Below are 20,607 nucleotides of genomic sequence, written 5' to 3' on the forward strand. Positions count from 1 at the left end.
CCGTTCTACGTATGCGGACACCTATGGACGCGGGTAAGTCCCCGGTCACTGCGCTGACTGGTCCAGTGCGCTCAGCACATCCGCCACCAGATCCTCGGGATCCTCTGCGCCGACCGACATACGAATGAAGCCCTCCGGTACGGCGTCGCCGCCCCAGCGTCCGCGTCGCTCGGCCGTGGACCGCACGCCGCCGAAGCTGGTCGCGTCGTCGACGAGCCGCAGGGCGTCCAGGAAACGCTCGGCACGCGCGCGCGTGGGCAGCGTGAAGGACACCACGCACCCATAGCGCCGCATCTGCCGTGAGGCGACCAGGTGCGAGGGATCGTCGGGCAGGCCCGGGTAGCGCACCCCGAGCTCCTCCGGCCAGTCCCGCAGCGCCTCGGCGACCGCCAGGGCAGTGGCGTTCTGCCGCTCTACGCGCAGGTGGAGCGTGGCGAGGGAACGGTGTGCCAGCCAGGCCTCCATGGGACCCGGAATCGCCCCGGCGATCTTGCGCCAGCGCCGTACGGCGGCCATGGCCTCGGCGTCGCGGCCGGCGACGTATCCCAGCAGTACGTCGCCATGTCCCGTCAGCTGCTTGGTGCCGCTGGCCACGGAGAAGTCGGCGCCGAGCTCCAGTGGCCGCTGCCCGAGCGGCGTGGCGAGCGTGTTATCGACGGCGACGAGCGCCCCACGCGCGTGTGCCTCCGAGACGAGCCGCCGGATGTCGCACACGTCGAGGCCGGGGTTCGACGGGGTCTCGATCCACAGCAGCTTCGCGCCGTCCAGGACGCCGAGTTGGGTGTCCCCGCCGGTCGGCGCCGTGCGCACCTCGATGCCGTACGCCTCCAACTGCGCGCGTACCAGAGGCAGCGCCTGGTAGCCGTCGCTGGGCAGGACGACCGCGTCCCCGGCGCGCAGCTGCGAGAAGAGCACCGACGAGGTCGCGGCCATGCCCGACGCGAAGACCAGCGTCTCGACGCCGTCCTCCGCCGGCGCCTCCAACTCGCCGATGGCCCGCTCCAGGTGGGTCCAGGTCGGGTTCTCGTCGCGCCCGTAGGTGTACGGCCCCGTGGGCTCGCCCGGCAGGTGGTAGTGGGCGGCGAACACCGGGCCCGGCAGAGTGGGCTCGTACTTGACCGGCTCGGGCAGCCCGGCCCGCACCGCGCGCGTACCGTCCCCGCCGCCGGAGGGCAGCCCCTGCGCCCGCCTGTCACTCATGCTGCCTGTCCCTCCACTTGCTCGCGGACCGCCGTGAGCAGGCCCGCACTTGCCGCCTCCACCATCTGGAGGCACTCCTCGAAGCCGTCCCGGCCGCCGTAGTACGGGTCCGGAACGTCCAGGTCGTCGCCCGCGGCGGCGTCGTAGGAACGCAGCAGCCGCACCTTCGCCGCGTCCTCCGGCGAGGGCGCGAGGCGGCGCAGGGCCTTGAGGTGCCCGACGTCGAGCGCGATGACGAGGTCGAGTCGGTCGAACCAGGACGACTGGAACTGCCTAGCCGTGTGGCCACCGTCGTAGCCGTGCTCCTCGAGGACGGAGACGGTGCGCGGGTCGGCGGGGTCGCCCTCGTGCCAGCCGCCGGTGCCGGCGCTGTCGATCTCGACCTGGCCGTCGAGCCCGGCCTCCGCCACCCGGGCGCGGAAGACGGACTCGGCCATCGGCGAGCGACAGATGTTGCCGGTGCAGACGAAGCAGACGCGGTAGGTCATCAGATGCTCAGTCCCCGTCGGGCAGGACGACGTTGAGCGCCCAGGAGACGATCGAGATGATCAGGCCACCGAGTATGGCGGTCCAGAAGCCCTCGACATGGAAGCTCAGATCGAACGTGTCGGCGAGCCACGAGGTCAGCAGCAGCATCAGGGCGTTGACGACCAGCGTGAACAGGCCGAGCGTCAGGATGAGCAGCGGCAGACTCAGAAGCTTGACTATTGGCTTGACCAGGAAGTTCACCAGGCCGAAGAGCAGCGCGACGAGGAGCAGGGTGCCGACCTTCTTGCCCGTGCTGTCACCGGTGAGGGTGATCTTGTCGAGCAGCCAGACGGCGACCGCCAGGGCGCCCGCGTTGGCGATCGTCTTGACTACGAAATTCTTCATGTGTCTGATCGTGGCAGACGAGATCGGCCATGAGCACTGGGACAAGGGCGGAAGACAGCGATGAAGGCATTCCGGCTGGACGAACTGGAGGCGGAGCGCGCCGCCAACGAGGGCGCTTACCTGCAGTTTCTGCGGGAGCGCAACATGTCGGTCGGTCTGTACGCGCTCAACGCCGGTGAGCATGATCCACAGAAACCGCACAATCAGGACGAGGTCTACTTCGTTGTGAGTGGCCGCGCCCAGATCACCGTCGGCATGGAGACGACGCAGGTGGCGCGCGGCAGCGTGGTGTACGTGCCGGCCGGGGTCGCCCACAAGTTCCACCACATCAGCGAGGACCTGAGGGTGCTCGTGGTGTTCTCTCCACCCGAGAGCTGACCTTCGGTCTCGGGGTTCCCTAGGGGATCGATCAGGGGAGGACAAGGGCTGCGAGGCCCCCGCCGGGGCACCTGCTCGTCCTAGCATCGAGTGCAGGGAATCAGCAGATTCGAAGGATCGGGACCCGGCACAGTGACGGGCCGGAGAGGTAAGGACGAGGGCGATGCGTGAGATCTTCGCAGGACTGCCGTGGTGGGTGAAGTGGATCGCGGTGCCGGTCATCGCTCTGGTCGTGTTCGGCGGGCTGATAGCCAGCGTCGTCGGGTTCGTCATCGGACTGCTCTTCAAGGTGCTGGTCTTCGTGGCACTGGTCGGTGGACTGATCTACGTCGTACGGAAGTTCACATCGAGCTCCTCGTCGCGCAGCGACTGGTGAGGGCCGTGGGGACTGTGGGGACCGGTGGGCGGTAACAGGAATCACCGGTTCCCTCGGCCGAGGGAAGTTTTCCGGGCAGGGCGTCAGCGAGCGGTGACGGGCCAATAGAGTCCGGAAATCGACGCGGGGACACCCCCGCGAGCGGCGTGCACCCCTCCCGTGTTCCCCCGCACGGGCTCCCCCCTCGGCGCTCAGGGAGTGACCCTTGGCCACGGTTGACACCGCACCCTCAGAACCCCACGCACCCGTCGGACGCCCCCACTCCTCCGCACCCCAGGTGCCGCGGCAGGCGTCCCCGACACCCCCGGAGCAGCCGCACTCCGCGACGCTCATCGGATCCGTCCAACGTGCGATGCGCCTGCTGGAATGCGTCGCCGGGCATGAGTACGGCGCTCCCGCCAAGCAACTCGCCCGCGAGACGGGCCTGGCACTGCCCACCGCCTACCACCTGCTGCGCACCCTGGTGCACGAGGGCTATCTGCGCCGCGACAGAGGACTGTTCTTCCTGGGCGAGGCCGCCGTGCGGCTGAGCAGCAGCGGAGCCGAGCAGAAACGTCGCAGCACGGTGGCCGACGCGCTCGCCCACTGCCGTGACGCCCTCGGCCTTCCCGTGTACTACGCCCTGTACCGCGACGGCGAGATCGAGGTCATGGGTGTCTCCGACACCCCGGGCAATCCGGCGGTCGAGGAATGGGCCGACTTCCGTGAGACCGGCCATGCGCACGCCATCGGTCAGTGTCTGCTGTCCCAGCTGGGCGAGGACGCCCGCCGGGACCACCTCGACCGCCATGCCGTGCAGGCCATCACCCCGTACACGGTGCGTGACAGCCGCACCCTGTTGCGCCGCCTCGAACGGATCCGGCGGATGGAGCCGGTGACCGAGCGCCAGGAGTACGCGCTGGGCACGGTGTGCGCGGCGATCCCGATCACCGTGGGCAGCACAGCCGCGACGATCGCCATTTCGCTGCCCGTCCATCAGGCCGACCGGCTGCTGTCGGCGGCACGTCAGTTGCAGGACGAAGTCGGGCGGCTCCTGGGGTCACTCTCGATCTCTATCAGTATGTGAAAACTCACTCCTTGTGATCTCTCGTGTACGTTCAGCAAGATTCCACCAGTGTCGGGGTCCGTTCCCCGGCCAGTCGACGGCAAACGACGGGGTAGGCGATGCGTGAGTCCGTGCAGGCAGAGGTCATGATGAGCTTTCTCGTCTCCGAGGAGCTCTCCTTCCGCATCCCGGTGGAGCTGCGCTACGAGACCTGCGATCCCTATGCCGTGCGGCTGACCTTCCACTTGCCCGGCGATGCCCCGGTGACCTGGGCATTCGGCCGCGAGCTGCTGGTCGACGGGGTGGGCCGGCCGTGCGGGGAGGGCGACGTACGGGTCTCGCCGGCCGGCTCCGAGACGCTGGGCGACGTGCTGATCCGGCTTCAAGTCGGCGCCGACCAGGCGCTGTTCCGCTCCTCGGTGGCGCCGCTCGTGGCCTTCCTCGACCGCACCGACAAACTGGTGCCGCTCGGGCAGGAGGGTGCGCTCGCCGACTTCGACGCCCACCTCGACGAGGCCCTGGACCGCATCCTGGCCGAGGAGCAGAGCGCGGGTTGAGGCGCTACGGCAGCCAGGGTGGGGGTGGCGTAACGCTTCACCGGGTGCAAACGGCGTGCATGGGAGCGCTTCCTCGGCGGGCGGGCTCCGTATTGCGCCGGATGGGCGAGGTCGGGCGCGTCGGATCGGCGGGCGTATCCCTCACCGTTTCCGCCGGAGTCTCACCGCCTGCGCCGCCGTCTCGGCGTTTTCACAGGCCGCTTCAGTGCTTTACGCAACCGCCTCAGCGCTTGAGCCGCCCTCTCGCCGCTTCCACCGCCCGCCTCCCCGCCTGCGCCGCCCTCTCACTGCCTCCACCGCCGCCTCACCGCTTACGCCGCCGCCCCCGCCCGCCGCGCCCAGCAGTCGGCTGTGCGGCGCCCGCCGGGACCGGCTGGGTACCCGTCGACGCCGACCCCTTCTCCGGCCGGTCGGCCGAGACCACCAGGGCCGCGAGAGCCGTGGTGACCGGCACCGAGGCGACCAGGCCGATGGAGCCCACCAGCGTGCGCACGATCTCCTCCGCCACCAGCTCACTGTTGGCGACCGTGCCGACGCCGCTCTGCGCGATCGAGAAGAGCAGCAGCAGTGGCAGCGCGGCACCCGCGTAGGCGAGGACGAGTGTGTTGACGACGGACGCGATGTGGTCGCGGCCGATGCGGATGCCCGCGCGGTACAGCCCGCGCCAGCCCATCGTCGGGTTGGCCTCGTGCAGTTCCCAGACGGCGGACGTCTGCGTGACCGTCACGTCGTCCAGGACACCGAGCGAACCGATGATGACGCCGGCGAGCAGCAGACCGCTCATGTCGATGGACGGGTACAGCCCGTGGATCAGGCCGGTGTTGTCGTCCGTGTTGCCGGTGAGCGCGGCCCAGTCGATGAACCCCGAGCCCAGGAAGCCGATCAGCAGAAGCGAGAGCAGCGTGCCGAGTACCGCCACAGACGTACGTGCCGACAGGCCGTGGCACGTATAGAGGGCGATCAGCATGATGGCGCTCGCCCCGACCACCGCCACGACCAGCGGGTTCGAGCCCTGCAGGATCGCGGGCAGGATGAAGGAGGTCAGTACCAGGAAGCTGACGGCCAGCGCGATCAGAGCCATGACACCGCGCATCCGGCCCACCACCACGACGGCGAGCGCGAAGATGCCGGCGAGCACCGTCATCGGCAGCTTGCGGTTCACATCGGTGACCGAGTACTGCAGGTCCTTGGGCGCCGAGGGCTCATAGGCGACCACGACCTCCTGGCCCTCGCGCAACTGCCGTGACTGGTCGGGCTGCACGATCTCCGTGAACGTACGGCCCTTGTCCTGGCCCGTGTCGACGCGGATCGTCGCCTTCTTGCACGTGCCGTTCTCCTGCTGCACGGCGGAGGAACCCTCGGCGGTGGAGGTGTCGCCGGTCGGGGGCACCCCTGAGGCGCCCACGTCCTTGCAGCTCACTTCGATCACCTTGGTGACCGTGGCCTGCTGGGTCTGCCGGTCGAAGCCGACGCCCGTGCGCTCGTGCGACGGGGCACCGCCCGGCCACAGCACCGCGAGCCCCACCACCACTGCCGCGGCGAACGGGATCAGGATCGCCGCGATGACCTTGCGCAGGTGTCGGGAGACCGGCGCCGCAGGACCGTGGGCGTGACTGTGCGAGTGCCCGTACCCACCACCGTCATCGCCGCCACGCCAGCCACCGGATCCGGTTCCGTGCCCATGACCGCCGCCGGAATCGTGCCCGTGCCCATCACCGCCACCGGAGTCGTATCCATGCCCGTCACCCGGGCCGAGCCCCTGTCGCGGCGAGCCGCTTGCTCCGGAACCGTGCTCGTGCGGGCCACCGGACCCGGGACGATGCCCGTGCGATCCACTGGGTCCTGATCCGCGCTCGCGACCGCCGCCGCCGAACTCGTCCCCGAGCGCCTGCATCCCACCGGTCCGGGGACCGTGTTCGTGCCAGCCGTCGGATTGAGCCGCGTGATCGTCGTAACCACTGTTTCCGGACTCGCCTCTGGACCCGCCTCCAGACCCACGGCCATACCCGCCGTCGTATCTCGCCCCGGGAACCCCCGAACCCCGGCCGTCGCTACGGCCGTTGCCCCGCGCGGAGCCGTTTCCGGCACCGGATCCATGGGGCCGCTCGGGCGGTGGGTACGGCGGTTCATGCGTCGTGGTCACCGCCCGATCATCGCAAGAACGACCGGGGCCCTCTGTTCACCGCGCCCGAATTGACGCTAGCGTGGTGCCACCTTTGTACACGCGGGAGCTCGGAGCACCGGGCTGAGAGGGCGCTGACCTCCGTCCCAGCGATGTTTCACATGAAACATCACCCATCGCGAGTGATGTTTCACACGAAACGTCGGCAGACGGAAACCGCTGCGTCGACCGCCGAACCTGTTACCGGGTAATGCCGGCGTAGGGAGTAGGTCTCATGACCATCAAGGACGCGCGCACGCCTGCCTCCGTTCAGGACGAGAAGTCCGAGGAGGCCGGGAAGTCCATCGGCTGGCACAAGGCGTACGTCGAGGGCTCACGCCCCGATCTGCGGGTGCCGGTCCGCCAGGTGCACCTCACCAACGGGCAGGCGGTCACGTTGTACGACACCTCGGGCCCGTACACCGATCCACTCGCCGACACCGACGTCCGCAGGGGGCTGCCCCCGCTACGGGAGAACTGGATCATCGCCCGCGGCGACACCGAGGAGTACGCGGGCCGTCCCGTCCGTCCCGAGGACGACGGCATCAAGCACACCTCGCCGCGTGGTGGTCTGCGCAACCTCGACGCGGTCTTCCCCGGCCGGCCGCGCCAGCCCCGTCGCGGCCGGGACGGCAAGGCGGTCACGCAGCTCGCCTACGCGCGCCGCGGTGAGATCACGCCCGAGATGGAGTTCGTGGCCATCCGGGAGAACGTTTCCCCCGAGGTGGTCCGCGAGGAGATCGCCGCGGGCCGGGCGGTTCTGCCCGTCAACGTCAACCACCCGGAGATCGAGCCGATGATCATCGGCAAGCGGTTCCTGGTGAAGGTCAACGCCAACATCGGCAACTCCGCGGTCACCTCCTCCATCGAGGAGGAGGTCGAGAAGATGACCTGGGCGACCCGTTGGGGTGCCGACACGGTCATGGACCTGTCGACCGGCCGCAACATCCACACCACCCGTGAATGGGTGCTGCGCAACTCCCCCGTGCCGATCGGCACGGTGCCGCTCTACCAGGCGCTGGAGAAGGTCGACGGCCGCGCCGAGGAGCTGACCTGGGAGATCTACAAGGACACGGTCATCGAGCAGGCCGAGCAGGGCGTGGACTACATGACCGTCCACGCGGGCGTGCGCCTGCCGTACGTCCCGCTCACCGCCAACCGCAAGACCGGCATCGTCTCGCGCGGCGGCTCGATCATGGCCGCGTGGTGCCTGGCGCACCACAAGGAGAGCTTCCTCTACGAGAACTTCGAGGAACTCTGCGAGATCCTCGCGGCGTACGACGTCACGTACTCGCTGGGCGACGGCCTCAGGCCCGGCTCGATCGCAGACGCCAACGACGACGCGCAGTTCGCGGAGTTGAGGACGCTCGGGGAACTCAACACGATCGCCAAGCGTTTCAACGTACAGACCATGATCGAGGGCCCGGGACACGTCCCGATGCACAAGATCAAGGAGAACATCGACCTTCAGCAGGAGATCTGCGATGAAGCTCCGTTCTATACGCTCGGCCCGTTGACCACGGACGTCGCTCCGGCGTACGACCACATCACGTCCGGCATCGGTGCCGCGATGATCGCCTGGTGGGGCACGGCCATGCTCTGCTACGTCACGCCCAAGGAGCACCTGGGCCTGCCCAACCGTGACGACGTCAAGACCGGCGTCATCACCTACAAGATCGCCGCCCACGCAGCCGATCTCGCCAAGGGGCACCCCGGTGCGCAGGACTGGGACGACGCGCTGTCCGACGCCCGCTTCGAGTTCCGGTGGGAGGACCAGTTCAACCTCGCCCTGGACCCGGACACGGCACGGGAGTTCCACGACGAGACCCTTCCGGCCGAGCCCGCCAAGACGGCCCACTTCTGCTCCATGTGCGGGCCGAAGTTCTGCTCGATGAAGATCTCCCAGGACATCCGTCGCCAACACGGCGGTTCCCAGGGGGAGATCGAGGAGGGCATGGCTCAGAAGTCGAAGGAGTTCGCGGCGGCGGGCAACCGGGTGTACCTGCCGATCGCGGACTGACGCCGACGTCCTGACCCAGGGCGCCATGCCCCGGTGTCCGGCGCGTGGCCGGGTGTCCGGTGTGCTGCCCGGCTGTTCGGCTTGCGCCTCCCCGAGGAGGACACCTCGGGGCTCCGTCGAGGAGGAGGGTCCCCTGGCGGGGGCTCTCCTACGGCGGGGGCGCAAGCCGAGGGACTACTCCGGCTGGTGTTCCGGCCCTCCGAAGTCCGGGCTGGTGTAGTCCGGGCTGGAGAAACTCGGGCGCGGGCCCGTGGAGGAGCCGTCGCCGGGACTGCTGAAACCCGGGCGGCCGTAGCCGAGGTTGGGGATACGGCCGGCGGGTGTCGACGGCGGCATGCGGTGCAGGGCCGATGCCGTGCCGGGGTCGGCGAGTGCCTCTCGCAGGAAAGGCAGGATGCCGCGCTCCAGCAGGGCCTCGCGCCAGGCTTCCCTGGCCCGGGTGACCTCCTCGCTCAGTTCGCCGTACGGTCCGCTGGCGAACGCGGGCCGGTTGCGCAGGGCGGTGAGCAGGAGGCCGACGGCGGCGACCAGGATCGCGGCCGCCGCCACGGCGCCGAACACCCATCCGGTGGTGAGCATCGTCGTGGCGAACGCCGGCTCGGGGTCGAACATCTTCAGGATGTAGCCCACGAGCAGGAAGATCGCCGCGGCGGTGCCGGCGAGGACGGGTGCCAGGACGGCGAGGACGGCGATGACACCGGGACCGGCGGTCTCGGCGACTTCTCCCATGGTGGTGGCGAGCCCCATCGCACCCGTGCCCGACTCGGTGGAGCCGGACTCGCGGGCGGACGACGGGGTGGACGGCGCCGGCTGGCGCAGTTCCTCGCGGACCTTCACGTAGTGCTGGTACTCGGTCGCCGCGGCCGCCGTGATGAGTGCGGTGGCGTTGAGCGCCATGGTGCGCAGCTGTTCGGGGTTGAGCCGCTGTCCGACAGCGGTCAGGTCCGGGTGGTGTGGTGCGGAGCGCAGCGCCTCGTCGAGGAACCGCTCGTAATCCTGGCGGTCCTCGCTGTACAGGTGCTGCGGAACGCTGTTCATGTGCATCCCCCGATGCTCCGTAGGGCTTGGGGCTCGCATGGCAACGAGCCGTCGGGCAGAAACGGAGGGGAGCCTGCTACGGATAAGCCGATGGTAGAGCGGTGACGGCACACGGTGACAGGGGGTTTCCAAAAATTGGGCCCTGGCCTGCGCCGTCTTCCGTCACTACGCCCTGGGGCGACGTCTGCCCCGTGAACGGTCAGATATCCAGGGGAAGTTGCTGGACCAGCAGCTTTCCGGCCATGGTCACGCCGCCGTCCATCGCGACCGCGAGGCCTTCGGCGTAGACGTGCGGTCCCTCGATCAGGGGCCCGCTGTCGTCCTCGCCCTCCTCGGAGCCGACCTCGCCCACCAGGTACGGAATCGGGCTGTGGCCGTGAACGATGCGGGTGCCGCCATACGTATCGAGCAGGGAGCGCACATGGTCGGCGCCGCCCTCGTCGCGGAAGGAGAAGCGCTTGGTGAACTTGCGGAAGAGATCCCAGACTTCGTCGGCGTCGTTGCGTGTGAGTGTCTCGCGGACGGTGTCGTTGACCGCCTCGATCGAGTCGCCGTAATCGAGATAGGCGGTGGTGTCCGAGTGCACGAGCAGATGGCCGTCGACCTCCTCCATGGCGTCCAGCCGCGCCATCCACTGCAGATGGTGGTCCTGGAGACGGTCCATGTCGGTCTTCTGGCCGCCGTTGAGCAGCCAGGCCGCTTGGAAGGTGGCGGTGCCCGCGCCGGAGTTGACGGGGGTGTCGCCGAACCGCTTGGCGCCGATCAGCAGCAGCTCGTGGTTGCCCATCAGGGCCTTGCAGTAGCCGCCGGCCGCGGCTGCCTCCGCGGACAGCCGCATCACGAGGTCGATGACGCCGATGCCGTCCGGGCCGCGGTCGGTGAAGTCGCCGAGGAACCACAGCCGGGCGGTGCCCGCGCTCCAGTTCCCCGCCGAGTCGATGAGGCCCTGCTCCTGGAGCGCGGCCACCAGCTCGTCGAGATAGCCGTGCACGTCACCGACGACGAACAGCGGACCGGGGCTCGCCGTCGACTGGGGGTCGGGCATGGCGGCGGGGTCGACCTGCACCTGAACCGTGTCACCGCGGTTGATCACGGGCAGGTCGCGCTGCGTCGGCGTGTATCCCTCCGGATAGGCCTCGTCGACGAGGGGGACGACGTCGCCCATGTGTGTGCTGTGGTCGTACGGACCGGTCTCGTGGACGTAAGCGGGCACCCGGAAGTCGCGCAACGTCGCCGTCCGCTCCACCTCGGGTCCCTGACCGGCCCCCTGAGTCATCAGACCCCTCCACCATCGCGCCGCAGCTGCACCGCATCGGACTGCCTGGTCGCAGCGGCCCGCGGGTGTCGTGGGCCCATCATAGGAATGCCGATCGCGCCATGTGATGACCCAGGGGTGGTGAATCGGAGCAGGACTCCTGTTCCCTGCGGCTTTCGCCCCGATTGGGCAGGGCTTCGGCGGTCCGAAGACCTCGCTCCCCGTCGCTCCTCGACCCGTTTCCAGTGGACTCGGACCGGCGGCCGGCCCTCCCCCGACCTGCGTCTGCCACTTCCCCCGACCCGCTGCCACTGCTCCTCGCGACCTGCTGCTACCGCTCCTCGGGCGACCGAGGCGGGCTGACCGTCGTGCGCGGGGGCCGTCGCTGGGACGAAGTACGCACGATCAGCTCGGTCGGTATCACCTGCTCGACCGGCTGGTTCGAGTCCACGCTCTCGATGGCGTCGATGAGGAGCTGGACCACGGCCGTGCCGATGCGGCGCGGCTTCAGGGAGAGCGTGGTGATGGGCGGCTCGGTGTTGGCGTACACGGTGGACTCGCTGCAGCACACCAGAAGCAGGTCGTCCGGTACGCGCAGGCCGTAGCGGCGGGCGGCGGCGAGCAGATCGGTGCCGTTCGGGTCGAACAGGCCGTAGACGGCGTCGGGGCGGTCGGGGCGGGCGAGCAGTCGGTCGGCGGCGACGGCGCCGGCGCACGGGTCGTGTGCCGGGTAGGCCTCGTACACCGGGTCCTGGCCGACCCGCTCGCACCAGCGCAGGTACGCGGTGGTCGACAGATGGGTGTACGTGTCCGTCGTGGTGCCCGTCAGCAGGCCGATCCGGCGGGCGCCGGCGTCGGCCAGGTGGTCGAGGATGCCGAGTACGGCGGCCTCGTGGTCGTTGTCGACCCAGGCGGTGACCGGGAGCGAGCCGGCCGGACGGCCATCGGAGACCACCGGCAGCCCCTGTCTGACCAGTTCGCTGACGACCGGGTCCTGGTCGGACGGGTCGATGACGACCGTGCCGTCCAGGGCGACGTTCGACCACACGTCGTGGCGCGAGGTCGCGGGGAGGATCACGAGGGCGTAGCCGCGGGCGAGCGCGGCCGAGGTGGCCGCGCGGGCCATCTCGGCGAAGTACGCGAACTCGGTGAAGGTGAAAGGTTCATCCCCGTATGTCGTCACGGTCAGGCCGATGAGGCCCGACTTGCCGGTACGGAGCGTGCGAGCGGCGGCCGAGGGCCGGTAGCCCAGTCGGTCGGCGACCTCGCGGACATGGCGTCGGGTGGCGTCCGGGAGCCTGCCCTTGCCGTTGAGAGCGTCGGAGACGGTTGTGATGGAGACCCCGGCAGCGGCGGCCACGTCTCTGATTCCCGCCCGCCCGGGCCGACTGCCTCGGCGTGAGGTTTCCGCGCGGCTCACCTGGTGCTTCCCTGCTGCTGTCATGGCGAGCCGATAGTAGGGCTCATGCGGTGGGGTAGTGCGGACGCATATGCACCCGTTGACAGGTACGTTTCTGCAAGGTCAATAGGCGCCAAAGCCCTTGGAAACCAAGGGAGTTGAACGATCCAATAGTAGGACGTGACTTGTCGGCACGCATGGGCCTGCCAAGTGCCCGATGTTTCGAAGAGGTCTCAACTCACCTTCACGAGGGATGCGCGCCACGGCGTGAGCTACCGGCGCATAGATATATGTGTGATGCGCCCCCCAATTCGTACAGCTTCGTATGGTGATGCCCCTGATGCAGGTGTGACAGAAGGGGTCCGCAGTCGAGGACGTCTCACCTGTACGCATCGGCGCCGAATCCTCATAAGGTGTGGAGTATTGGAGCCGGCGGTGATGACGGGCCGCCGGTGGTCGCGAGGAGGACTGCGGTGAGTGAGACGAGCCCCAAGCTGCGCGCCGAGCTGGAGGGTATCCCCACCTACAAGCCGGGCAAGCCTGCCGCCGCCGGTGGCCCGGTGGCCTACAAGCTGTCCTCCAACGAGAACCCCTATCCGCCGCTGCCCGGCGTGATGGAGTCCGTGGCGGCCGCCGCCTCGTCCTTCAACCGCTACCCGGACATGATGTGCACGGCGCTGATGAACGAGCTGTCGGACCGCTTCGGCGTCCCGGCCTCCCACGTGGCCACCGGCACCGGCTCGGTCGGCGTCGCCCAGCAGCTGCTGCAGTCCACCTCCGGGCCCGGCGACGAGGTCATCTACGCCTGGCGGTCCTTCGAGGCGTACCCGATCATCACGCAGATCAGCGGCGCCACCGGGGTGCAGGTGCCGCTGACGCCGGGTGATGTGCACGACCTGGACGCGATGGCCGCGGCGATCACCGACCGGACCAGGCTGATCTTCGTCTGCAACCCCAACAACCCGACGGGCACCGTCGTGAAGCGGGCCGAGCTGGAGCGGTTCCTCGACCGGGTGCCCAGCGATGTGCTGGTGGTGCTCGACGAGGCCTACCGCGAGTTCATCCGCGACCCCGAGGTGCCGGACGGTGTGGAGATCTACCGTGAGCGGCCGAACGTCTGCGTGCTGCGGACGTTCTCCAAGGCGTACGGCCTCGCCGGTCTCCGGGTCGGCTTCGCGATCGCCCACGAGCCGGTCGCGGCGGCGCTGCGCAAGACGGCCGTGCCCTTCGGGGTGAGCCAGCTCGCGCAGGACGCGGCCGTCACCTCGCTGCGTGCCGAGGACGAACTGCTTGGCCGGGTCGGCTCGTTGGTGGGTGAGCGCAGCCGCGTGGTCGACGGGCTGCGTGCCCAGGGCTGGACGGTGCCCGAGACCCAGGCCAACTTCGTGTGGCTGCGACTGGGGGAGCGCACGGTCGACTTCGCGGCGGCGTGTGAGCAGCACGGCGTGGTGGTCCGGCCGTTCCCGGGCGAGGGTGTGCGGGTGACGGTCGGGGAGGCCGAGGCGAACGACATCTTCCTGAAGGTGGCGGAAGGGTTCCAGAAGGAGCTGTAGGGCTCCGCCCGTCAGGCCAGTTCCACGCGCACGGGGTCGCCGTCGCGGACCGTCGCCAGCAGGCGCGGGTCGCCGTCGATGGCCCCAAGGATGTTGCACGGGCTCGCGAGGCGGCACTCGTCGCCCCGCGAGATCGGCGTGGGCCCGTAGGGGAGGGCGAGGGCGTCGCCGTCCGTCCAGAAGGCGACCGTGCCCGGCTCTACGACCTGCCGGGCGTTGGTTTCACGTGGAACGGCGATGCCTGTGTCGAAGTAGACCTCCTCGCCCCATGTACGGGCGGTGGAGACGAGCGGCAGTGCCTTGGTGAGGGCCTGCGTGGTCGGGGTGTCGTCGAGGTCCGCGGTGAGGTTCCCCGCGGGCCAGGAGATCCGTATCCGTACGGGTGACTGTGTCTGCATGCAGCAGATTCAACAATATGTTGAAGTTCGCGCCAAGGGGTTGACCTGAACAAGGGACCCCCCGTAGATACCCGGATGCCGCGTGCTGCATAATTGCTTGTGAATGTGAACGCTTTCACAAGCGTAGGTAAGGAGCGGCGACGTGGACCTGGCTTTGGCGCCGGAGACTCTGGCGCGCTGGCAGTTCGGTATCACCACCGTCTACCACTTTCTGTTCGTCCCCCTGACGATCTCGCTGGCCGCCCTGACGGCCGGGTTGCAGACCGCCTGGGTGCGCACGGAGAAGGAGAAGTACCTCAGAGCGACGAAGTTCTGGGGCAAGCTCTTCCTGATCAACATCGCGATGGGTGTGGTCACCGGCATCGTGCAGGAGTTCCAGTTCGGCATGAACTGGTCCGACTACTCCCGCTTCGTCGGTGACGTCTTCGGCGCTCCGCTCGCCTTCGAGGCCCTGATCGCCTTCTTCTTCGAGTCCACCTTCATCGGGCTGTGGATCTTCGGCTGGGACAAGCTGCCGAAGAAGATCCACCTGGCCTGTATGTGGATGGTCTCCATCGGCACGATCCTGTCGGCGTACTTCATCCTGGCGGCCAACTCGTGGATGCAGCACCCGGTCGGCTACCGGATCAACGAGGCGAAGGGACGGGCCGAACTCACCGACTTCTGGCTCGTGCTGACCCAGAACACCGCTCTCGCCCAGGCCTTCCACACCCTCTCGGCGGCCTTCCTCACCGGTGGCGCGTTCATGGTCGGCATCTCCGCCTTCCACCTGCTGCGCAAGAAGCACATCCGCGACATGAAGACCTCGCTGCGGCTCGGCCTGGTCACCGTCGCCATCGGCGGCCTGCTCACCGCGATCAGCGGTGATGTCCTCGGCAAGATCATGTACGAGCAGCAGCCGATGAAGATGGCCGCCGCCGAGGCCCTGTGGGACGGCGAGGCGCCCGCGCCCTTCTCGGTCTTCGCCTACGGCGACGTCGACAAGGGCCACAACAAGGTCGCCATCGAGATCCCAGGCCTGCTGTCCTTCCTGGCCAAGGACGACTTCACCTCGTACGTCCCCGGCATCAACGACGTCAACAAGGCCGAGCAGGAGAGGTTCGGTCCCGGCGACTACCGGCCCAACATCCCCGTCGCCTATTGGGGCTTCCGCTGGATGATCGGCTTCGGCATGGCGTCGTTCACCATCGGCCTGATCGGACTCTGGCTGACCCGCAAGAAGTTCATGCTCCCGCAGCACCTGAGGGTCGGTGACGACGAGGTGCCGCATCTGGTGCTGCTCCCGAAGAAGGCGCTCGGCCCGAAGCTGACCAAGTGGTACTGGCGGATCGCCATCTGGACCCTGGCCTTCCCGCTGATCGCCAATTCCTGGGGCTGGATCTTCACCGAGATGGGCCGTCAGCCGTGGGTCGTCTACGGCGTCCTGCAGACCCGGGACGCGGTCTCCCCCGGTGTCTCCCAGGGCGAGGTCCTCACCTCGATGATCGTCTTCACCACGCTCTACGCCATCCTCGCCGTCGTCGAGGTCAAGCTCCTCGCGAAGTACGTCAAGGCCGGCCCGCCCGAGCTGACGGAAGCCGACCTGAACCCGCCCACGAAGATCGGCGGCGACTCCCGTGACGCCGACAAGCCGATGGCCTTCTCGTACTAGGCCGAGGGAGCTGCACAGTCATGGAACTTCACGACGTCTGGTTCGTCCTGATCGCCGTCCTGTGGATCGGCTACTTCTTCCTGGAGGGCTTCGACTTCGGGGTCGGCGTGCTCACCAAGCTGCTGGCCCGTAACCGGCCCGAGAAGCGGGTGCTGATCAACACCATCGGCCCCGTCTGGGACGGCAACGAGGTGTGGCTGCTCTCGGCCGGCGGTGCGACCTTCGCCGCCTTCCCCGAGTGGTACGCCACGCTCTTCTCCGGCTTCTACCTGCCCCTGCTGCTCATCCTGGTCTGTCTGATCGTCCGGGGTGTCGCCTTCGAGTACCGGGCGAAGCGGCCCGAGGAGAACTGGCAGCGCAACTGGGAGCACGCGATCTTCTGGTGCTCGCTGCTCCCGGCGTTCCTGTGGGGCGTGGCCTTCGCCAACATCGTGCGGGGCGTGAAGATCGACCGGAACTTCGAGTACGTCGGCAACTTGTGGGACCTGCTCAACCCGTACGCGCTCCTCGGCGGTCTGGTGACGCTGACGCTGTTCACCTTCCACGGTGCGGTGTTCACCGCTCTCAAGACCGTCGGGGACATCCGGGAGCGGGCGCGGAAGCTGGCCCTGTGGGTCGGCCTCGCCACTGCTGTGCTGGCGCTGGTCTTCCTGCTCTGGACGCAGGTCGAGAACGGCGACGGGCAGAGCCTGGTCGCACTCGTGGTGGCCGTCGTCGCGCTGGTGGCGGCGTTGGTGGCGAACCAGGCCGGGCGCGAGGGATGGTCGTTCGCCTTCTCCGGCGTCACCATCGTGGCCGCCGTGGCGATGCTCTTCCTGGCGCTCTTCCCGAACGTCATGCCGTCCTCGCTCAATGACGCGTGGAGCCTCACGGTCACCAACGCCTCGTCGAGCCCCTACACCCTGAAGATCATGACGTGGTGCGCGGTGATCGCCACGCCGATCGTCATGCTCTACCAGGGCTGGACCTACTGGGTGTTCCGCAAGCGGATCGGCACGCAGCACATCGCTGCGGATGCCACCGCGGGATCCGCGCACTGAGTCCGCTGTGGCGGGGTGGTTCACGATGTTTCACGTGAAACCCCCCGCCCTGGACCGAAGGGCCTGTTTCACGTGAAACCGATCGATCCGCGTCTTCTCCGATACGCCCGTGCCACTCGCCTCTTCCTGATGGCGGTCGTCGGCCTGGGTGCCGTCGGTGCCGGGCTGGTCATCGCGCAGGCGATGCTCATCGCCGAGATGGTGGTGGGGGCCTTCCAGCACGGGATGTCCGCCGCTGAACTGCGCACTCCCCTGCTGTTGTTGGTGGCTGTCGCGGCCGGTCGCGCAGTGGTCGCGTGGCTCACCGAACTCGCCGCGCACCGCGCCAGTGCGGCCGTGAAGTCGGAGCTGCGGGGCCGGCTGTTGGAGCGTGCGGCCGAGCTGGGGCCCGGCTGGCTGAGCGGACAGCGGACCGGATCGCTGGTCGCCCTGGCCACGCGGGGAGTTGACGCTCTCGACGACTACTTCTCGCGCTATCTGCCGCAGTTGGGGCTCGCGGTGGTCGTGCCGGTGGCGGTGCTGGCGCGGATCGTGACCGAGGACTGGGTCTCGGCGGCCATCATCGTCGGCACCCTGCCGCTCATCCCGATCTTCATGATGCTGATCGGCTGGGCCACGCAGTCCCGGATGGACCGTCAGTGGCGGCTGCTGTCCCGGCTGTCCGGACACTTCCTGGACGTGGTCGCGGGGCTGCCGACCCTGAAGGTGTTCGGGCGGGCCAAGGCGCAGGCCGAGTCGATCCGGCGGATCACCGGCGAATACCGCAGGGCGACCATGCGGACGCTGCGGATCGCCTTCATCTCCTCCTTCGCTCTGGAGCTGCTCTCGACGCTCTCGGTGGCCCTCGTCGCCGTGACCATCGGCATGCGACTCGTCCACGGCGAGATGCATCTGTACGACGGCCTGGTCATCCTCGTGCTGGCGCCCGAGGCCTATCTGCCGCTGCGTCAGGTGGGCGCGCAGTACCACGCGGCGGCCGAGGGGCTGTCCGCGGCCGAGGAGATCTTCGAGGTGCTGGAGACTCCCGTGCCGGCGGCGGGTACCGCAGCGGTGCCGACGGGATCGGTGGCGTTCGAGTTCGAGGGAGTCTCGGTCCGCTACCCCGGACGGTCCGCCGACGCAGTGTCGGGCACGTCCTTCACCGTCGAACCCGGGGAGACGGTTGCGCTCGTCGGGCCGAGCGGAGCGGGCAAGTCGACGCTGCTGAACGTGCTGTTGGGGTTCGTGCGGCCGACCGAGGGGCGCGTGCTGGCCGGGGGAGCCGATCTCGCCGAGCTCGATCTCGAGGAGTGGCGCTCGCGGATCGCCTGGGTGCCGCAGCGACCGCACCTGTACGCCGGGACGATCGCCGAGAACGTACGGCTGGCGCGTCCCGACGCCGACGACGCTGCCGTGCGACGGGCCCTGGGGGACGCCGGGGCGCTGGAGTTCGTGGACACGCTGCCCCTGGGCATCGACACCGCGCTGGGCGAGGACGGGGCCGGGCTGTCGGCGGGGCAGCGGCAGCGGCTCGCGCTGGCCCGGGCGTTCCTCGCGGACCGGCCCGTCCTGCTGCTCGACGAGCCCACGGCCGCACTCGACGGGGCCACCGAGGCCGAGGTCGTGGAGGCCGTGCGGAGGCTGGCGGTGGGGCGGACGGTGCTGCTGGTGGTGCATCGGCCGGCGTTGCTGGGGGTGGCGGACCGGGTGGTGCGGCTCGCGGAAGCCGTGGGAACCGTGCCGGCGGAAGGCTCGCCCAGGGCGTCCGTTGTCCGTCCCATCGAGCAGGACGCGCACGGTGGTTCCGCCTCGGACGACGCCGAGGCCGTGTCGCTCACGACGGACGCACAGGGTGTCCTCGCCCGCGTCCGCGCCATGTCCGGTCCCCGGCGTGGCCGTCTCGCCCTCGCGCTGCTGCTCGGGAGCCTCGCGCTCGGCAGTGCCGTCGGGCTCATGGCCACCTCGGGGTGGCTCATCTCGCGGGCCTCGCAGCAGCCGCCCGTGCTGTATCTGATGGTGGCCGTGACGGCGACCCGGGCCTTCGGTATCGGGCGGGCCGTGTTCCGGTACGCCGAGCGGCTGGTGTCGCACGACGCCGTGCTGCGGATGCTGGCCGACACCCGTGTCGCCGTGTACCGGCGGCTGGAGCGGCTTGCACCCGCCGGGCTGCGCCGCACGCGGCGAGGCGATCTGCTGTCGAGGCTCGTCGCGGATGTGGACGCGCTGCAGGACTACTGGCTGCGGTGGCTGTTGCCCGCCGCTGCCGCGACCGTCGTGTCCGCGGGTGCCGTCGGCTTCACGGCCTGGCTGCTGCCCGAGGCCGGTGCCGTGCTCGCCGTCGGGCTGCTGGCGGCCGGGGCCGGAGTCCCGCTGGTCACAGGTGCCGTGGCCCGCCGTGCCGAGCGCAGGCTGGCGCCCGCCCGCGGAGTCCTCGCGACGCGCGTGACGGACCTGCTCACCGGTACCGCCGAGCTGACCGTCGCCGGCGCCCTGCCCGCCCGTACGGCCGAAGTGCGGCGGGCCGACGGGACGCTCACCCGGATCGCCTCGCGGGCCGCCACCGCGACCGCGCTCGGCGACGGACTCACCGCGCTGATCTCCGGGCTCACCGTCGCCGCCACCGCCCTCGTGGGCGCTCAGGCGGTCGCCGACGGGCGGCTTGGCGGCGTGACGATGGCCGTCGTCGTCCTCACCCCGCTGGCGGCCTTCGAGGCCGTCCTGGGGATGCCGCTCGCCGTGCAGTACCGACAGCGGGTGCGCAAGAGCGCCGAGCGCGTCCACGAGGTGCTGGACGCGCCCGAGCCCGTACGGGAGCCGGAGCGGCCCTGGCAGGCGCCCACGTCGCCCTTCCCGGTCGCCCTCAGGGGCCTGACCGCCCGCCACGCAGGGCAGGACCGGGATGCCCTCGCCGGCCTCGACCTGACCCTGGAGGAGGGGCGCCGGATCGCCGTCGTCGGGCCGTCCGGGTCCGGCAAGACCACGCTGGCTCAGGTGCTGTTGCGCTTCCTCGACGCGGAGGCGGGCTCGTACACGCTGGGCGGTGTGGACGCGAACGCGCTGGACGGCGACGACGTACGGCGGCTCGTCGGGCTGTGCGCACAGGACGCGCACCTCTTCGACAGCTCCGTACGCGAGAACCTGCTCCTCGCCAGGAAGGACGCCACCGAGGACGAGCTGCGCGACGCCCTGAAGCGTGCCCGGCTGCTCGACTGGGCCGGCGGTCTGCCCGACGCCCTGGACACGCTCGTGGGCGAGCACGGGGCGCGGCTGTCGGGCGGGCAGCGGCAGCGGCTCGCGCTGGCCCGTGCGCTGCTCGCCGACTTCCCCGTCCTCGTCCTCGACGAGCCCGCCGAGCACCTCGACCTGCCCACCGCGGACGCCCTCACCGCCGACCTGCTGGCCGCCACCGAGGGCCGTACGACCCTGCTCATCACCCACCGACTGGCCGGGCTGGAGGCCGTGGACGAGGTGGTCGTCCTGGACGAGGGGCATGTGGTGCAGCGGGGGACGTTCGCGGAGCTGGCCGCGGCGGACGGGCCGTTGCGGAGGATGCTGGCGCGGGAGGAACAGGCGGATCTTCTGGTGGGGACGCCGTAGCCCTGGCGTTACTCGCGTCAACACCAGTACTGACCCGTCCGCAGCAACACATTCCCCCAGGCGTACGACCTCAACAGGACCGTGACC

General features: G+C 69.4%; 17 protein-coding genes and 1 riboswitch. Of the genes, 9 read left to right on the top strand and 8 right to left on the bottom strand.

The window, feature by feature from the left end; genetic code table 11:
- Window positions 1-45: 45 nt before the first annotated feature.
- The 3 genes from BLU79_RS22730 to BLU79_RS22740 are packed head-to-tail and all read right to left on the bottom strand — an operon-like array spanning window position 46 to window position 2,073.
- Window positions 46-1,200: a cystathionine gamma-lyase gene (locus BLU79_RS22730; RefSeq protein ID WP_093907684.1), complete on the bottom strand. Its 1,155-nt coding sequence runs from the start codon at window positions 1,198-1,200 to the stop codon at window positions 46-48.
- On the bottom strand, window positions 1,197-1,688 hold the full coding sequence (locus BLU79_RS22735; protein ID WP_093907685.1) for a low molecular weight protein-tyrosine-phosphatase: 492 nt from the start codon (window positions 1,686-1,688) through the stop codon (window positions 1,197-1,199). Before BLU79_RS22735 ends, BLU79_RS22730 begins: the two co-directional genes overlap by 4 nt.
- Window positions 1,689-1,695: 7 nt before the next feature.
- Window positions 1,696-2,073, bottom strand: a complete 378-nt coding sequence (locus BLU79_RS22740; protein ID WP_093907686.1) for a phage holin family protein — start codon at window positions 2,071-2,073, stop codon at window positions 1,696-1,698.
- A 60-nt stretch (window positions 2,074-2,133) separates the two neighbouring features.
- Here BLU79_RS22740 and BLU79_RS22745 point away from each other — a divergent pair, with 60 nt between their 5' ends.
- The 4 genes from BLU79_RS22745 to BLU79_RS22760 all read left to right on the top strand — a co-directional run bounded on the left by BLU79_RS22745 (window position 2,134) and on the right by BLU79_RS22760 (window position 4,429).
- Window positions 2,134-2,451 carry a cupin domain-containing protein gene (locus BLU79_RS22745; RefSeq protein WP_019755167.1) on the top strand — a complete coding sequence of 106 codons (318 nt, stop codon included), beginning with the start codon at window positions 2,134-2,136 and terminating at the stop codon, window positions 2,449-2,451.
- A gap of 163 nt (window positions 2,452-2,614) precedes the next feature.
- A complete protein-coding gene (locus tag BLU79_RS22750; RefSeq protein ID WP_030048440.1) occupies window positions 2,615-2,827 on the top strand; it encodes a DUF5326 family protein in 213 nt (70 codons plus the stop codon).
- A gap of 205 nt (window positions 2,828-3,032) precedes the next feature.
- Window positions 3,033-3,893: an IclR family transcriptional regulator gene (locus BLU79_RS22755; protein WP_177001136.1), complete on the top strand. Its 861-nt coding sequence runs from the start codon at window positions 3,033-3,035 to the stop codon at window positions 3,891-3,893.
- A gap of 98 nt (window positions 3,894-3,991) precedes the next feature.
- Window positions 3,992-4,429 (top strand): SsgA family sporulation/cell division regulator, encoded by a 438-nt coding sequence (locus BLU79_RS22760; RefSeq protein ID WP_062707976.1) that lies wholly within the window; start codon window positions 3,992-3,994, stop codon window positions 4,427-4,429.
- A gap of 304 nt (window positions 4,430-4,733) precedes the next feature.
- On the opposite strand, the gene BLU79_RS22765 is transcribed toward BLU79_RS22760, so the two are convergent.
- On the bottom strand, window positions 4,734-6,323 hold the full coding sequence (locus BLU79_RS22765; RefSeq protein WP_093907688.1) for a YibE/F family protein: 1,590 nt from the start codon (window positions 6,321-6,323) through the stop codon (window positions 4,734-4,736).
- A gap of 320 nt (window positions 6,324-6,643) precedes the next feature.
- Window positions 6,644-6,833, top strand: a riboswitch (TPP riboswitch).
- On the opposite strand from BLU79_RS22765, the gene thiC reads away from it, so the two are divergent.
- Entirely contained in the window at window positions 6,826-8,610 is a 1,785-nt protein-coding gene (thiC, locus tag BLU79_RS22770) for a phosphomethylpyrimidine synthase ThiC (protein ID WP_093907689.1), read from the top strand. It overlaps the preceding riboswitch by 8 nt.
- A gap of 174 nt (window positions 8,611-8,784) precedes the next feature.
- Here thiC and BLU79_RS22775 read toward each other — a convergent pair whose 3' ends face one another.
- The 3 genes from BLU79_RS22775 to BLU79_RS22785 form a co-directional block, all read right to left on the bottom strand.
- The gene (locus BLU79_RS22775; protein WP_093907690.1) at window positions 8,785-9,654 is read right to left on the bottom strand and encodes a hypothetical protein; all 870 of its coding nucleotides are present in this window, start codon (window positions 9,652-9,654) and stop codon (window positions 8,785-8,787) included.
- A gap of 193 nt (window positions 9,655-9,847) precedes the next feature.
- On the bottom strand, window positions 9,848-10,924 hold the full coding sequence (locus BLU79_RS22780; protein WP_093907691.1) for a metallophosphoesterase: 1,077 nt from the start codon (window positions 10,922-10,924) through the stop codon (window positions 9,848-9,850).
- A gap of 310 nt (window positions 10,925-11,234) precedes the next feature.
- On the bottom strand, window positions 11,235-12,347 hold the full coding sequence (locus BLU79_RS22785) for a LacI family DNA-binding transcriptional regulator (protein ID WP_093907692.1): 1,113 nt from the start codon (window positions 12,345-12,347) through the stop codon (window positions 11,235-11,237).
- 428 nt (window positions 12,348-12,775) lie between these two features.
- Here BLU79_RS22785 and hisC point away from each other — a divergent pair, with 428 nt between their 5' ends.
- Window positions 12,776-13,855: a histidinol-phosphate transaminase gene (hisC, locus tag BLU79_RS22790; RefSeq protein WP_093907693.1), complete on the top strand. Its 1,080-nt coding sequence runs from the start codon at window positions 12,776-12,778 to the stop codon at window positions 13,853-13,855.
- A gap of 11 nt (window positions 13,856-13,866) precedes the next feature.
- Here hisC and BLU79_RS22795 read toward each other — a convergent pair whose 3' ends face one another.
- A complete protein-coding gene (locus BLU79_RS22795; RefSeq protein ID WP_093907694.1) occupies window positions 13,867-14,253 on the bottom strand; it encodes a cyclophilin-like fold protein in 387 nt (128 codons plus the stop codon).
- Window positions 14,254-14,395: 142 nt separating this feature from the next.
- On the opposite strand from BLU79_RS22795, the gene BLU79_RS22800 reads away from it, so the two are divergent.
- The 3 genes from BLU79_RS22800 to cydD all read left to right on the top strand — a co-directional run bounded on the left by BLU79_RS22800 (window position 14,396) and on the right by cydD (window position 20,520).
- Window positions 14,396-15,904 carry a cytochrome ubiquinol oxidase subunit I gene (locus tag BLU79_RS22800; protein WP_093907695.1) on the top strand — a complete coding sequence of 503 codons (1,509 nt, stop codon included), beginning with the start codon at window positions 14,396-14,398 and terminating at the stop codon, window positions 15,902-15,904.
- Window positions 15,905-15,924: 20 nt separating this feature from the next.
- Window positions 15,925-16,944 carry a cytochrome d ubiquinol oxidase subunit II gene (gene cydB, locus BLU79_RS22805; RefSeq protein WP_093907696.1) on the top strand — a complete coding sequence of 340 codons (1,020 nt, stop codon included), beginning with the start codon at window positions 15,925-15,927 and terminating at the stop codon, window positions 16,942-16,944.
- 72 nt (window positions 16,945-17,016) lie between these two features.
- Window positions 17,017-20,520 (top strand): thiol reductant ABC exporter subunit CydD, encoded by a 3,504-nt coding sequence (gene cydD, locus BLU79_RS22810; RefSeq protein WP_093907697.1) that lies wholly within the window; start codon window positions 17,017-17,019, stop codon window positions 20,518-20,520.
- Window positions 20,521-20,607: the final 87 nt, after the last annotated feature.

The sequence above is a fragment of the Streptomyces sp. cf386 genome, from assembly GCF_900103585.1.
GTDB lineage: Bacteria > Actinomycetota > Actinomycetes > Streptomycetales > Streptomycetaceae > Streptomyces.